This window comes from Streptomyces sp. NPDC094147 (assembly GCF_044764265.1).
Lineage (GTDB): Bacteria > Actinomycetota > Actinomycetes > Streptomycetales > Streptomycetaceae > Streptomyces.
Genome location: NZ_JBIWHT010000004.1, coordinates 742 through 14,689 on the forward strand (window position 1 = coordinate 742; position 13,948 = coordinate 14,689).

At 73.4% G+C, this 13,948-nt stretch carries 13 protein-coding genes and 1 pseudogene; 12 read left to right on the plus strand and 2 right to left on the minus strand.

Features of this window, described 5'->3' with window-relative positions; genetic code table 11:
* Together ACIQ8J_RS09080 and ACIQ8J_RS09085 are read left to right on the plus strand one after the other, a co-directional pair.
* Positions 1-819, plus strand: a pseudogene (locus tag ACIQ8J_RS09080) (tetratricopeptide repeat protein); the annotation flags it as partial.
* A 27-nt stretch (positions 820-846) separates the two neighbouring features.
* Positions 847-1,755 (plus strand): hypothetical protein, encoded by a 909-nt coding sequence (locus ACIQ8J_RS09085; protein WP_403277834.1) that lies wholly within the window; start codon positions 847-849, stop codon positions 1,753-1,755.
* A gap of 197 nt (positions 1,756-1,952) precedes the next feature.
* Here the strand turns inward: ACIQ8J_RS09085 and ACIQ8J_RS09090 are convergent, their stop codons facing one another.
* A complete protein-coding gene (locus ACIQ8J_RS09090; RefSeq protein ID WP_403277832.1) occupies positions 1,953-3,236 on the minus strand; it encodes a DUF1015 domain-containing protein in 1,284 nt (427 codons plus the stop codon).
* A 71-nt stretch (positions 3,237-3,307) separates the two neighbouring features.
* Here ACIQ8J_RS09090 and ACIQ8J_RS09095 point away from each other — a divergent pair, with 71 nt between their 5' ends.
* The 4 genes from ACIQ8J_RS09095 to ACIQ8J_RS09110 all read left to right on the plus strand — a co-directional run bounded on the left by ACIQ8J_RS09095 (position 3,308) and on the right by ACIQ8J_RS09110 (position 7,382).
* On the plus strand, positions 3,308-4,342 hold the full coding sequence (locus tag ACIQ8J_RS09095; protein WP_403277830.1) for an HAD-IIA family hydrolase: 1,035 nt from the start codon (positions 3,308-3,310) through the stop codon (positions 4,340-4,342).
* 60 nt (positions 4,343-4,402) lie between these two features.
* Positions 4,403-5,461 (plus strand): FecCD family ABC transporter permease, encoded by a 1,059-nt coding sequence (locus ACIQ8J_RS09100; RefSeq protein ID WP_403277828.1) that lies wholly within the window; start codon positions 4,403-4,405, stop codon positions 5,459-5,461.
* On the plus strand, positions 5,458-6,486 hold the full coding sequence (locus ACIQ8J_RS09105; RefSeq protein WP_403277826.1) for a FecCD family ABC transporter permease: 1,029 nt from the start codon (positions 5,458-5,460) through the stop codon (positions 6,484-6,486). Before ACIQ8J_RS09100 ends, ACIQ8J_RS09105 begins: the two co-directional genes overlap by 4 nt.
* Positions 6,487-6,566: 80 nt before the next feature.
* Positions 6,567-7,382: an ABC transporter ATP-binding protein gene (locus ACIQ8J_RS09110; protein ID WP_403277824.1), complete on the plus strand. Its 816-nt coding sequence runs from the start codon at positions 6,567-6,569 to the stop codon at positions 7,380-7,382.
* On the opposite strand, the gene ACIQ8J_RS09115 is transcribed toward ACIQ8J_RS09110, so the two are convergent.
* A complete protein-coding gene (locus ACIQ8J_RS09115) occupies positions 7,379-7,726 on the minus strand; it encodes an SCP2 sterol-binding domain-containing protein (RefSeq protein WP_403277822.1) in 348 nt (115 codons plus the stop codon). The two genes, ACIQ8J_RS09110 and ACIQ8J_RS09115, sit on opposite strands and share 4 nt — an antisense overlap.
* A gap of 42 nt (positions 7,727-7,768) precedes the next feature.
* Here ACIQ8J_RS09115 and ACIQ8J_RS09120 point away from each other — a divergent pair, with 42 nt between their 5' ends.
* The 6 genes from ACIQ8J_RS09120 to ACIQ8J_RS09145 all read left to right on the plus strand — a co-directional run bounded on the left by ACIQ8J_RS09120 (position 7,769) and on the right by ACIQ8J_RS09145 (position 13,942).
* Positions 7,769-8,053, plus strand: coding sequence for a hypothetical protein (locus ACIQ8J_RS09120; RefSeq protein WP_403277820.1), 285 nt, complete (start codon positions 7,769-7,771; stop codon positions 8,051-8,053).
* 49 nt (positions 8,054-8,102) lie between these two features.
* Positions 8,103-8,918 carry a TlyA family RNA methyltransferase gene (locus ACIQ8J_RS09125; protein WP_403277818.1) on the plus strand — a complete coding sequence of 272 codons (816 nt, stop codon included), beginning with the start codon at positions 8,103-8,105 and terminating at the stop codon, positions 8,916-8,918.
* The gene (locus ACIQ8J_RS09130) at positions 8,915-9,829 is read left to right on the plus strand and encodes an NAD kinase (RefSeq protein WP_403277816.1); all 915 of its coding nucleotides are present in this window, start codon (positions 8,915-8,917) and stop codon (positions 9,827-9,829) included. The genes ACIQ8J_RS09125 and ACIQ8J_RS09130 overlap by 4 nt, the downstream gene beginning before the upstream one ends.
* A gap of 274 nt (positions 9,830-10,103) precedes the next feature.
* Positions 10,104-11,849: a DNA repair protein RecN gene (gene recN, locus ACIQ8J_RS09135; RefSeq protein ID WP_403277814.1), complete on the plus strand. Its 1,746-nt coding sequence runs from the start codon at positions 10,104-10,106 to the stop codon at positions 11,847-11,849.
* Positions 11,850-11,892: 43 nt separating this feature from the next.
* On the plus strand, positions 11,893-12,615 hold the full coding sequence (locus tag ACIQ8J_RS09140; protein WP_403277812.1) for a hypothetical protein: 723 nt from the start codon (positions 11,893-11,895) through the stop codon (positions 12,613-12,615).
* 247 nt (positions 12,616-12,862) lie between these two features.
* On the plus strand, positions 12,863-13,942 hold the full coding sequence (locus tag ACIQ8J_RS09145; RefSeq protein ID WP_403277810.1) for a glycosyltransferase family 4 protein: 1,080 nt from the start codon (positions 12,863-12,865) through the stop codon (positions 13,940-13,942).
* Positions 13,943-13,948 lie beyond the last annotated feature (6 nt).

Sequence of the window (13,948 nt, forward strand, 5' to 3'; positions counted from 1 at the left end):
CGTCGTGATGACAGCCGTGGCGGTTCTTCCGGCGGTGGTTTCCGTCGGGACGACAACCGTGGTGGTGGCAGCTCGTACGGGCGTCGTGACGACCGTCCGGCCCCGCGTCGCGATGACGACCGCGGCGGTTTCCGTCGTGATGACAGCCGTGGTGGGTCTTCCAGCGGTGGTTACGGGCGTCGTGACGACCGTCCGGCTCCGCGCCGGGACGATGACCGCGGTGGCTTCCGTCGTGATGAGCGGCCCGCGCCGCGCCGTGATGACGATCGTGGTGGCTTCCGCCGGGACGACAACCGCGGCGGTGGCGGTGGTTTCCGTCGTGATGACAGCCGTGGCGGTTCTTCCGGCGGTGGTTTCCGTCGGGACGACAACCGTGGTGGTGGCAGCTCGTACGGGCGTCGTGACGACCGTCCGGCTCCCCGTCGCGATGACGACCGCGGCGGTTTCCGTCGCGACGACCGGGGCGACCGGGGCGGTTTCCGTCGGGACGACAATCGCGGTGGTGGCGGCTCGTACGGGCGTCGCGATGACCGTCCGGCCCCGCGTCGTGATGACGACCGCGGTGGGTTCCGCCGGGACGACCGTCCGGCGCCGCGCCGTGACGATGACCGCGGCGGTTTCCGTCGCGATGAGCGGCCCGCGCCGCGTCGTGACGACGAGCGTGGGGGCTACGGGCGTCGTGATGACCGTCCGGCGCCGCGTCGCGATGACGACCGTGGTGGTTTCCGTCGCGACGACCGGGGTGACCGGGGTGGCTACCGCGGGCGGGACGACCGGGGTCGTGATGACCGCGGCGGCTACGGGCGTCGGGACGACCGGGACCGTGACCGCGAGCCCGTCAAGCGGCTGCCGATCGACGAGGACGTCACCGGCGACGAGATCGACGCGGATGTGCGCCAGGAGCTGATGAGCCTGCCCAAGGGTCTCGCCGAAGAGGTGGCGAGCAACCTGGTGATGGTGGCGCGGCTCATCGACGAGGAGCCCGAGCAGGCATACGCGTACTCGCGCATCGCGCTGCGGCTCGCCTCCCGTGTGGCCGCCGTTCGCGAGGCCGCAGGGTTCGCCGCGTACGCGACGCAGAAGTACTCGGAGGCGCTGGCGGAGTTCCGTGCCGCGCGTCGGATGACCGGCTCCGTCGAGCTGTGGCCCGTCATGGCCGACTGCGAGCGCGGCCTCGGCCGTCCGGAGCGGGCGCTGGCGATGGCCGGCGAGCCCGAGGTGCAGAAGCTCGACAAGGCCGGCCAGGTCGAAATGCGGCTGGTCGCGGCCGGGGCGCGCCGGGATCAGGGGCAGCTGGACGCCGCCATCGTGACCCTCCAGAGCCCGGAGCTCGCGTCGAACTCCGTACAGCCGTGGACCGCGCGACTGCGCTACGCGTACGCCGACGCACTGCTGGCCGCCGACCGCGAGGACGAGGCCCGTGAGTGGTTCGCCAAGGCGCTCGAAGCGGACAAGGACGGCTCGACCGACGCCTCCGACCGGCTCGCCGAGCTGGACGGTGTCGACTTCGTGGACGCCATGGTCGAGGACGTCGCCGATGTCGCCGACCTGGATGAGGACGCGGCAGCGCCTCGCGAGGCGGACGTACGTGACGACGAGCCCGACTTTGACGACGAGGGCGAAGAAGAGGACGACTTCGAGGGCGACGACGCCGATGTCGTCCGCGAGGCCGAGGTCCAGGCCGAGGTCGTTGACGTCGACCTTGAGGGCCCCGCGCAGGACGAACCCCTCCCGCCGGCCCACAAGGACGTCTGAGATCCGAAGTCCCAGATCCGAAGTCCCAGATCCGAAGTCCCAGATCCGAAGTCCCAGATCTGATCTGAGATCTGAAATCTCAGGGCTGACGTCTGAAGTCTGATCGCTGGCGTCTGATTTCTGAAAGAGGCGGCACCCCCACACCGGGGGTGCCGCCTCTTTTTGTCGCCTTCTTTGTCGCCGGTCGCGGTCGCCCGTCAGCTCACCGTCAGGCTGCGCAGGACCAGGCCCGTGGCCGGTTTCGGGCCGAAGGAGGTCGACTTGCGGGGCATGGTCACGCCCTGTCGGGCCAGGTCCCGTACGACCTCCTCGCGTACCGGATGCATCAGAACCGCCGTCTTGCCGTGCCGTTCCGCCTGTTCGACGGCGGCCGCCGTGTCGTGGATGTACGCGATGTCGTCCGGCGTGTCAGGGATGCGCCAGATGGCGTCGAGCAGGGTCGAGTGGAGGACCGTGGCGTCCAGGGAGCGCCAGGCCGACGGCCGGTCCTTGCGGATCGTGCGGGTGAGCAGTGTCTCGTCCGGCTGGTCCAGGAGGTGGAAGCGGCCGTCGCCGGCGAGCAGGAAGGCGTTGCCCTCGGATGCCGCCTCCGCGAGCGTCTCCAGGGCGCGGGCGAGCGGGACTTCGAGCGTACGGATGCGGAACGCCCCGGCTTCGGCGACCGCGGCGAGGGCCTCGGACACCGGGAGGCGGTGCAGGAGGCGGTGGATCGCGCGGACGCGCAGCGGGTAGCGGGCCGTGTCGACAAGGAGGACGAGGCCGAAGTCCCAGGGGCCCGGCGAGGCCTGCTCGCCGCGCAGGCGCAGGTAGGTGGCCCAGCGGTGGTGGCCGTCGGCGATGACCGCCTGGTGGGCCGCCAGGTCCGACTGGACCTCCGCGAGATCGGCCGGGTCCGTGAGCGCCCACAGGCGGTGGTGGAACCCGTCCTCCGTGGTGGTGCGCAGGAGCGGCTCGCGCTGGACGGTGCGGTCGATGACGGCGGTCGCGCCGGCCGGGGCGCTGCTGCCGCGGTAGGTCAGGAGCAGGGGTTCGAGGTGGGCGGCGATGGTCCGCATGAGGGCCGCGCGGTCCTCCACGACGTGCGGCATCACGTCCTCGTGGGGCAGGACGACGCCGGCGGCCGGTTCGGAGAGGGCCAGGGCGCCGATGAGACCGCGTTGCAGTATGCCGTCGCCCTCCTGCTCGTAGACGTACAGGGCGGGTTCGGGATCCGGGGCGAGGACGCCCTTGTCCAGCCAGTCGCCCAGGGTCTGGGCGGCCTGCTGGTTGCGGGCCGCGGGGGAGGCGGCCTGCGGAAGGATCAGTCTGACGATGTTGTACGGATCCGCCGACTCCAGGTGGAGCAGTCCGTCGGGGCGTACGACCACGTCGTACGGCGGGGAGGTCACGGCGGCGAGGCTGCCGACCCGCTCGGGAACATAGCGCAGTCCGCGGAACGGGATCAGGCGCAGCCCGAGGTCCGCACGCCCAGTTGTGCTCATCTGTGCATGGTAAGTGGGGTGCGGGCATGCGCGATGATCGGGGGAAGGCATCGAACGAGGAGTGGATGAAGATGAGCCAGACCGGCCGGACCATGCCGCGCGGCAGCGCGGAGGCGCTGAGCGAGGTGTACGACACGGCTCTGCTGGATCTGGACGGGGTGGTGTACGCGGGCGGTGCCGCGATCGCGCATGCCGTGGAGGCGCTCGGTGCGGCCCGGGACGGCGGGATGCACCTGGCGTATGTGACCAACAACGCGCTGCGGACGCCGGACGCGGTGGCCGCCCACCTCACCGAGCTCGGGGTGCCCGCGGAGCCGGGCGATGTGATCACCTCGGCACAGGCGGTGGCCCGGCTCATGTCCGAGCAACTGCCGCAGGGATCAAGGGTGTTGCTGATCGGCGGCGAGGGTCTTCGGGTCGCGCTGATCGAGCGCGGGCTGGTACCGGTGGAGTCCGCCGATGACGATCCGGCGGCCGTGGTGCAGGGGTACGGCGGGCCCGACATCACGTGGGGGCGGTTCGCGGAGGCCTCGTACGCGGTGGCGCGCGGGGTGCCGTGGTTCGTGTCCAACACCGATCTGACGATTCCGAGCGGGCGGGGGATCGCGCCCGGCAACGGCGCGGCCGTCGAGGTCGTACGCATCGCGACGGGCGCCGAGCCGCAGGTGGCGGGGAAGCCGCTGCCGCCGATGCACCGCGAGACGGTGCTGCGGACGGGGGCGCGGAAGCCGCTCGTGGTCGGGGACCGGCTCGACACGGACATCGAGGGCGCGTTCAACGGCGGTGTCGACTCGCTGCTCGTGCTGACCGGGGTGACGGACGGCGCCCAGCTCCTCGCCGCGCGGCCCGAGCACCGGCCGACCTTCGTCGACGCGGATCTGCGGGGCCTGCTCACCGGGCAGCCCGAAGTGGCCGAAAATGACCGGGGGTTCGCGTGCGGCGGGTGGGTCGCTTCCGTACGGGCGGAGTCGGGTGAGTTGGTGCTCGACGGCGACGGGGAGGCGCTGGACGGGCTCCGGGCGCTGTGCGCGGCGGCCTGGACGCATGCCGGGGACGGGGTGTGTGCGCTGGATCCGGCGAAGGCGCTGGCGCGGCTGGGGCTTTGAGCGCGGGGGCCGGGCGAGGGGCGACTTCGGGTTAGCGCAGGGTAGGCTAACCTAAGTTGCGTGTTGGTAGACAGTCCTCCTCAGCCGCGCGACGGGACCACTTCCGCGCCCTCGGCCCCGGCCGCGAAGCGTCGAACGCTGCGCGCCGCCGGTCTGTTCGTGTCCGTGGGCGCGCTGGCGCTCGTCGCCGTCGCGAGCATCGCGGTCGGTGCGAAACCCATGCCCCTCGGCGATGTCTGGCACGGCCTCTTCCACGCCTCCGGAACTGCCAACGACGTACTCGTGCATGACGTACGGGTGCCGCGGACGCTGCTCGGTCTGCTCGTCGGGGCCGCGCTCGGGATCGCCGGAGCGGTCATGCAGGCGCTCACCCGCAACCCGCTCGCCGAACCCGGCATCCTCGGGGTCAACGCGGGAGCGGCGGCCGCCGTCGTCTCCGCCATCAGCTTCCTCGGCGTCAACTCGCTGACCGGATATGTGTGGTTCGCGTTTCTCGGCGCGGGCGTCGTGTCGGCCGCGGTGTACCTCCTCGGCGGCAGCCGGGCCGCGACGCCGGTGCGGCTCGCGCTCGCGGGGACGGCGGCCAGCGCCGCGCTGTACGGCTACATCAACGCCGTCCAGCTCACCGACTCCGCCGCCCTGAACCGGCTGCGGTTCTGGCAGGTCGGCTCGCTCGCCGCGGCGGACATGGCCACCGTCGGCAAGGTCGCGCCGTTCATCCTCGTCGGGCTCGTCGTCGCCCTGCTGCTCGCCCGGCCGCTCAACGCGATGGCGATGGGCGACGACACGGCACGCGCGCTCGGCGCCCACCTCACCCGGACCCGGATCACGTCCATGGCCGTGATCACGCTGCTGTGCGGGGCCGCGACCGCCGCCTGCGGGCCGATCGTGTTCATCGGGCTCATGGTTCCGCACATCGTCCGGGCCATCACCGGACCCGACCTGCGGTGGATCCTGCCGTACGCGGCCGTGCTCTCGCCCGTGCTGCTGCTCGGCTCCGACGTGATCGGGCGGATCGTCACCCGGCCCGCCGAACTCCAGGTCGGCATCGTCACCGCGCTCATCGGCGGCCCCGTGTTCATTTATCTCGTACGGCGCAAGAGGATGGCCCAGCTGTGAAGGCGATACGTACCCCCGGCGGGCTCTCCTTCCGGGCCGAGCCGCGTGCGCTGGCCGTGGTCGGCGGGCTCGCCGTGCTGGCGCTCGCGGCCGGTGTCGTCCTGGTCGGCACCGGCGACTTCACGATCGCGCCCGCCGACGTCGTGCGCACCCTGTTCGGATCCGGCACGCCCGCGCAGGACTTCATCATCAACGAACTGCGGCTGCCGCGCGTGCTCGTGGCGCTGCTCGTGGGTGCCTCGCTCGGCATCTCAGGGGCGCTCTTCCAGTCCATCTCCCGCAATCCGCTGGGCAGTCCGGACGTCATCGGCTTCGGGCAGGGCTCCTCGGTCGGCGCGCTCACGGTCATCGTGTTCTTCCACGGCGGCGCGGTCGCCGTCTCCCTCGGTGCGCTGGCCGGCGGGCTCGCGACGGGGGTCGCCGTCTATCTGCTGGCGTGGAAGAAGGGCGTGCACGGCTACCGCCTGGTGCTCGTGGGCATCGGCGCGGCCGCGATGCTCACCGCCTGCATCCACTATCTGCTGACCAAGTCGAGTCTGGTCGACGCCACCCGTTCGATGGTCTGGCTCACCGGCTCGCTGGACGGGCGCGACTGGGCGCAGGTCTGGCCGCTGCTCGCGCTGTTCGCGGTGCTGCTGCCGGTGGTCCTCGCGTACGGACGTCCGCTGAGGATGCTGGAGATGGGCGACGACGCGGCGTACGCGCTCGGGGTGCCGGTGCAGCGGACGCGTACCGTGCTGATGCTCGCCGCCGTCCTGCTCAACGCCTCGGCGACCGCGGCGGCCGGGCCCATCTCCTTCGTCGCGCTGACCGCGCCGCAGCTGGCCCGCCGGCTGACCCGGGCCAGCGGGCCGAACATCCTCGCCTCCGCCTGTATGGGGGCCGCGCTTCTGGTCGTCGCCGACTGGGCCGCACAGCAGCTGTTCGGCGAGAGCACGCTGCCGGTGGGGGTGCTGACCGGGATGGTCGGCGGTGTCTATCTGCTGTGGCTCCTCGTCACCGAGCGCAGGGCGGGGCGGATATGAGCGGCCGCACCTCGTCCGCGAACCCCAACTCCCTTGCGGATTGCGGTTCTTCGTCCCGTTCCTCTTCCAGGAGTACGAGCATGCAGCGACTCAGTGCCGAATCGGTCACCCTCGGCTACGACCAGCGGGTGATCGCCGAGGACCTGTCCGTCGAGATCCCGGACCGCTCCTTCACGGTGATCGTCGGGCCCAACGCCTGCGGCAAGTCGACGCTGCTGCGGGCGCTTTCGCGGATGCTCAAGCCGAGCCTGGGGCGGGTGCTGCTGGACGGGCAGTCGATCCACTCGCTGCCCGCGAAGAAGGTCGCCAAGACGCTCGGGCTGCTTCCGCAGTCCTCGATCGCGCCGGACGGGATCACGGTGGGCGACCTCGTTGCGCGCGGCCGCTATCCGCACCAGGGGCTGCTGCGCCAGTGGTCGCCCGAGGACGAGCGGATCGTCCAGGAGTCCATGGACGCGACCGGCGTCGGGGGGCTCGGAGAGCGGTACGTCGACGAGTTGTCCGGCGGGCAGCGCCAGCGGGTCTGGATCGCCATGGCGCTGGCCCAGCAGACGCCGCTGCTGCTGCTCGACGAGCCGACGACGTTCCTCGACATCCAGCATCAGATCGAGGTGCTCGACCTGTGTGCGGAGCTGCACGAGGAGCAGGGGCGGACGCTGGTCGCGGTGCTGCACGACCTCAACCAGGCGGCGCGCTACGCCTCGCATCTCATCGCGATGCGGGACGGGCGGGTGGTGGCCGAGGGGCCGCCCTCGGAGGTCGTCACGGCTTCGCTGGTCGAGCGGGTCTTCGGGGTGCGGTGCCAGGTGATCCCGGATCCGGAGACGGGGACTCCGCTGGTGGTGCCGGGGGCTCGGCGGCGGGTTTCCGAGCCGGTGGGCGCGGGACACCCCTAAAGCAGGGTTCGCAGGCGAAGCAAGTCTCTCAGGCCCGCCTCCAGTTTCACCCGGCCCGACGCCCACGCCTTCGCGAAGTTCAGTTCGCCGTTGACCATGGCCACCAGGTCGTCGCCCTTCATCGCGAGGCGGATCTGGGCCTTCTCGCGGGGCGGGCCGGGCGCGGTGGTGCGGACCTCGATCCGGCCGCCATGGAGGCGGCCCGCGAACGTGCTGTCCAGATCCGTGATGTGGCAGCTCAGCGAGCGGTCCAGCGCGGCCGCCGCGTGAACGTCGCCCTCGGCCCGCGCCAGATTGTCCGAAAGTTTGTCGAGTGCGCTGCGGCGCTCCTCCATGGTCGCCATCGTGATGGACCGTACCTCAGGGCTTCGCGGTAGCGTCTTGGCATGAGCGACTCGATGCCGGGCCCCGCGGCGGAACCCGAGGTGGCCGGCCCCTCGCCCCTGGACGTACCCCGCACCCCCACCGGCGACGCCGGGATCGACGCCCTGATCCAGCGGCTCGGGGACGTCGACCACCTCGGTACGGACGGCCATCTGGAGGTGTACGAGGATGTACACCGGGGGCTGCGCGACTCACTGACCGCGCTGGACGCCCGCCAGGGGCCACCCGCCCCGGGAGTGCCGGGAACCTCCGCGCCCGCTCACCCGTTGGCGGACCACCGCCCCTAGCGGCCCGCCGGGCCGCCGTGACACTACGACAACAGGAGCTGAACCGAACGTGGCAGGAGTGGCACGCCGCCGCCTCGACGCCGAGCTGGTGCGCCGGAAGCTCGCGCGGTCGCGCGAGCACGCCGCCCAGCTGATCGCCGCGGGGCGGGTGACCGTCGGCAAGACCGTCGCCACCAAGTCCGCCACCCAGGTCGAGACGGCCGCCGCCATCGTCGTCGTCCAGGACGACAACGATCCGGACTACGTCTCGCGCGGCGGCCACAAGCTGGCCGGAGCGCTGGCGGCCTTCGTTCCGCGGGGGCTGAAGATCGAGGGCCGGCGGGCGCTGGACGCCGGGGCGTCGACCGGCGGCTTCACCGATGTGCTGCTGCGCGCCGGAGCCGGACACGTCGTCGCCGTCGACGTCGGCTACGGACAGCTCGCCTGGTCTCTTCAGAGCGATGACCGGGTCACCGTCAAGGACCGTACGAACGTACGCGAGTTGACGCTCGACGACATCGACGGGCAGCCCGTGGACGTCGTCGTGGGCGACCTCTCCTTCATCGCGCTCGGCCTGGTGCTGCCCGCCCTCGTGCGGTGCGCGGCGCCCGACGCGGACCTGGTCCTCATGGTCAAGCCGCAGTTCGAGATCGGCAAGGAGCGGCTCGGCAGCGGCGGTGTGGTGCGCAGCCCCGAGCTGCGTGCCGAGACCGTACGGACCGTGGCGGCGCAGGCCGCCGCGCTGGGGCTCGGGGTGGTCGGTGTCACCGCGAGCCCGCTGCCCGGACCCTCGGGCAACGTCGAGTACTTTCTGTGGCTGCGGGCCGGGGCGCCCGCGCTCGATCCCGCGGACGTCGACCGCGCAGTGGCGGAGGGACCTCGTTGAGCTCGTCGGAGAACACAGCGGCACGCACTGTCTTCCTGCTCGCGCACACCGGAAGGCCGGCCGCCATCCGCAGTGCCGAACTGGTCGTACGGGGCCTGCTGCGGAGCGGCATCGGCGTGCGCGTCCTGCGGGCGGAGGCGGCCGATCTGCCGCTGCCCGCCGAGGCGGAGATCGTCGAGGATGCCACCCCCGAGTGCCTCGACGCCTGCGAGCTGCTGATCGTTCTCGGCGGTGACGGCACCCTGCTGCGCGGCGCCGAGCTCGCCCGCGCCTCCGGCGTTCCCATGCTCGGCGTCAACCTCGGCCGGGTCGGCTTCCTGGCGGAGGCCGAGCGCGACGACCTGGACAAGGTGGTCGACCGGGTGGTGACCCGGGCCTACGAGGTCGAGGAGCGGATGACCCTCGATGTCGTCGTGCGCAACAACGGTGACGTGGTGCACCAGGACTGGGCGCTGAACGAAGCCGCCGTCCAGAAGGTCTCGCCCGAGCGGATGCTGGAGGTGGTCCTGGAGATCGACGGCCGCCCGGTGACCGGCTTCGGCTGCGACGGCATCGTGTGCGCGACCCCGACCGGCTCGACCGCGTACGCCTTCTCGGCGGGCGGGCCCGTGGTGTGGCCCGAGGTCGAGGCGCTGCTCATGGTGCCGATCAGCGCGCACGCGCTGTTCGCCAAGCCCCTGGTCACCTCGCCCACTTCGGTGCTCGCGGTCGAGGTGCAGCCGCACACGCCGCACGGCGTGCTCTGGTGCGACGGGCGGCGTACGGTCGAACTCCCGCCGGGGGCACGGGTGGAGGTGCGCCGGGGCGCCGTTCCCGTCCGGCTCGCCCGGCTGCACCACGCCTCCTTCACCGACCGGCTCGTGGCCAAGTTCGCCCTGCCGGTGTCGGGTTGGCGCGGCGCGCCGCACTGACGGATCCGGGCGCGGCGGGTCCCAGGACGCGGGCGGCGCCGTGATCGCCCGCACCGGAAACCCCGTGGCCGGCAGGGGGTGCCCGCCGACCCCGTGCGGTGGGCCGCCGTCGTATGCGTCGCGATCTTGGTGAGGCCGAATCCGGTGACCAGGACCAGCGCCGGCTCCCGGTGCCGGATCCCGCCGGGGCTCTCCCCGCAGCGAGGGTTCGGGCGCCACGAGAGGGTGACGGCACGGGGGGCGTCGCACACAGGGCCCCGGACCTCGTAAGGTCATGTCCGTGTTGGAGGAGATGCGGATACGGTCGCTCGGGGTCATCGACGACGCGGTGGTCGAGCTGTCGCCCGGTTTCACCGCGGTGACCGGCGAGACCGGCGCGGGCAAGACCATGGTCGTCACGAGCCTGGGGCTGCTGCTCGGCGGGCGTGCCGACCCCGCGCTGGTGCGGATCGGCGCCAAGGCGGCGGTGGTCGAGGGGCGGATCGCGCTGCGGCCCGGCACCTCGGCGGTGCTCCGGGCCGAGGAGGCCGGGGCCGAGCTGGACGACGGTGCGCTCCTGGTGAGCCGCACCGTCTCGGCGGAGGGCCGCTCGCGGGCGTTCCTCGGCGGGCGTTCGGTGCCGGTCGGGGTGCTCGCCGAACTCGCCGACGAACTCGTCGCGGTGCACGGCCAGACCGACCAGCAGGGCCTGCTGCGCCCGGCCAGACAGCGCGAGGCCCTCGACCGGTACGCCGGTGACGCGGTGGCCGGGCCGCTGGCCAAGTACGCCGGGGCCTACCGGCGGCTGCGGGCCGTGGCCGTGGAGCTGGAGGAGCTGACCACGCGGGCGCGCGAGCGTGCGCAGGAGGCCGATCTACTGCGGTTCGGCCTGAACGAGATCGCCGCCGTCGAGCCGCTGCCCGGCGAGGACGCCGAGCTCGCGGCCGAGGCCGAACGGCTCGGACACGCCGAGGCGCTCGCCTCGGCGGCAGCCGTCGGGCACGCCGCGCTGGCCGGCAATCCCGAGGACCCGGAGAGCGTGGACGCGGCCACGCTGGTCGCGGGCGCGCACCGGGCCCTGGAGGCCGTACGCTCCCACGACCCGGCGCTCGCCGCGCTCGCCGAACGCATCGGCGAGGTCGCGATCCTGCTCGGCGACGTGGCGGGCGAACTCGCCGGATACGCCGACGACCTGGACGCCGACCCGCTGCGGCTCGCCGCCGTGGAGGAGCGCAGGGCGGCCCTGACCGCCCTGACGCGCAAGTACGGCGACGACATCACGGCCGTGCTCGGCTGGGCGGAGCAGGGTGCGGCACGGCTGACCGAGCTCGACGGCGACGACGGCCGGATCGAGGAGCTCACCGCCGAGCGGGACGGGCTGAGGGGCGAACTGTCCGTCCTGGCCCAGGAGTTGACGGACGCCAGGACCGAGGCCGCGGCCCGGTTCGCCGAGGCCGTCACCGCCGAGCTCGCCTCCCTCGCGATGCCGCACGCCCGGGTGTCGTTCGCGGTCGGCCAGAGCGAGTCCGTCGACGAGGCTTCGGGCGTCCAGGTCGGCGGCCGGACCGTGGCGTACGGCCCGACCGGCGCCGACGAGGTCGAGCTGCTGCTCGCCCCGCACCCCGGCGCGCCGCCCCGGCCCATCGCCAAGGGCGCCTCCGGCGGTGAGCTCTCCCGCGTGATGCTCGCGGTGGAGGTCGTCTTCGCGGGCACGGACCCGGTGCCGACGTACCTCTTCGACGAGGTCGACGCGGGCGTCGGCGGCAAGGCGGCGGTCGAGATCGGCCGCCGGCTCGCCAAGCTGGCCAAGTCGGCACAGGTCGTGGTGGTGACGCACCTGCCGCAGGTGGCGGCGTTCGCCGACCGCCAGCTCCTGGTCGAGAAGACCGACGACGGCACGGTCACGCGGTCCGGCGTCACGGTCCTGGAGGGCGAGGACCGGGTGCGCGAGCTGTCCCGCATGCTGGCGGGCCAGGAGGACTCCGAAACGGCCCGCGCCCACGCCGAGGAACTCCTCGCCGCGGCCCGCGCGGACGGATAGCCGGGCGACGGGTCACCCCGGCGGCTCTCGTAGGGTGACCCGTATGGCTGAAGTGACGCGGGGGATCAGGGCGTTCGGTGTGGCCGGGGCGGTGGCGCGGGGCGTCTACGCGGGGCTCGGGACGCGGCGGGACGAGCGGTTCGAGCGCAAGAACTACGCCGGGCGGACCGTCGACCTGTACTCCGGACCCGCCGTCGCGCTCGGCGCCCTCGCCGGGGCGGCGACGCTGCGGACCCGGGCGGCCGGGCTCGTCGCCGTCGGCGCGGGCGCGCTGTGCGGGGCGTACGACGATGTCCGCAAGGACCACCGGCGGGGGTTCCGGGCCCATCTCGCGGCGCTGCGGGGCGGCGAAGTCACCAGCGGCGCCGTCAAGTTGATCGGGATCGGGGGAGCCGGTCTGGTCGCCGGGGCGCTGCTCAAGGAGCGGCCCGTCGACAAGGTGCTCGCCGGGGTGGTCGTGGCCGGGACCGCGCACCTCGTCAACCTCCTCGACGTGCGCCCCGGCCGCGCCACCGGCGCCGTACTGGCGCTCGGCGCCCCGGGGCTGCTGCGCGGGCCCGAAGCGGCCGTCCCCATGGGGGCCGCGGCCGCCGTGCTCGCCGACGACCTCGGCGAGCGCACGATGATCGGCGACAGCGGCGCGCACGCGCTGGGCGCGGCGCTCGGCGTCGCCATCGCCGGCGGCAACGGGCGGACCGGCCTCGCCGTGCACGCCGCCGGTCTGCTCGCCGCGGCGGCCTGGGCGGAGTCCCGCATTCCGCGCTGAGCGCTCCGCGGGCGGGTGGTGATTCGGCTGCGGTCGGTAGGTGGCCGGGCGCGTACCGTTCCGGACCCGACCGGGCGTTCAGCGTGTGCGTTCGTTCACCCGTGTGGGTGCTTCGGGTGCGGGAATCCGCCGGGCGCGACACGGAAGGAACCTCCGGACGGTCCCGGAACGCCCGTACGGACTGGCATCCTTGGCCTGGAACCATCGACCTCCACCGCCGACTCGGCCGCTCCGGGAGCCTGTTCACGTGTCACAGCTGCGTACGGTCCAAGTGCTCGGCGGCGGCAGCGCGGGCAGCAGCGCGCATGTCAGGTCGCTCGCGGCGGGCCTGGCCGCGCGGGGCGTGCACGTCACCGTCTGCGCCCCCGCCGAACTGGAGCGGGAGTACGACTTCCCCGCGGTCGGCGCCCATTTCGTGCCGGTCTCACGGCGGGGCGATCCGGTCGCGGTCGGCGCGCTGCGGGCCGCCTGCGCGGGTGCCGACGTCGTCCACGCGCACGGGCTGCACGCCGCCGTCCGGGCCGCCCTCGCGCTGCGCGGCAGGAAGGGCGTGCCGCTGGTCGTCAGCTGGCACACCCGCTCGCACGCCGAGGGCGCCCGCGGCCAGGTCCTCGCGCTGCTGGAGCGCCGGGTCTCGAAGGCCGCCGCGGTGGTGCTCGCCGCCTCCTCCGACCTGGTCGACCGGGCCCGCGGGCGCGGCGCCAGGGACGCCCGGCTCGCCCCCGTCGCGGTGCCCGCGCCGCGCCTGGCGCCCGGCCTGCCCGACGGCAAGGCGCGGGCCGAACTCGGCGCCGTGGAGCGCCCGTTGCTCATGGCGGTGGGCAGCCTGGTCGAACACCGCGGCTACGACGTGCTCCTGGACGCGGCCCGCAGCTGGCGGGACCTCGACCCCGCGCCGCTGCTCGTCATCGCGGGGGAGGGGCGCGGGCGGGCCGCGCTGCAACGGCGGATCGAGGCGGAGTCCCTGCCGGTCCGGCTCGTCGGGCGGCGCGACGACATCACCGAACTGCTCGCCGCCGCCGACATCGCGGTCCTGCCGAGCCGCTGGGAGGCCCGCTCGCTGCTCGCCCAGGACGCGCTGAGGCTCGGGGTGCCGCTGGTCGCCACGGCGGTGGGCGGGGTGCCGGAGCTGGTGGGGGAGGCGGCCGTGCTCGTGCCGTACGGGGACGCCGGGGCGCTCGCGGACGCGGTCCTGCGGCTGCTCGGGGACCCGGAGTCGCGTCGTGCGCTGGCCGCGGCCGGGCACGCCCAGGCCGGGAGCTGGCCCACCGAGGACGAAACGGTGGCTCAAGTCCTCGCCGTCTACGACGAGTTGGCGGGCAACTAGGGGGTG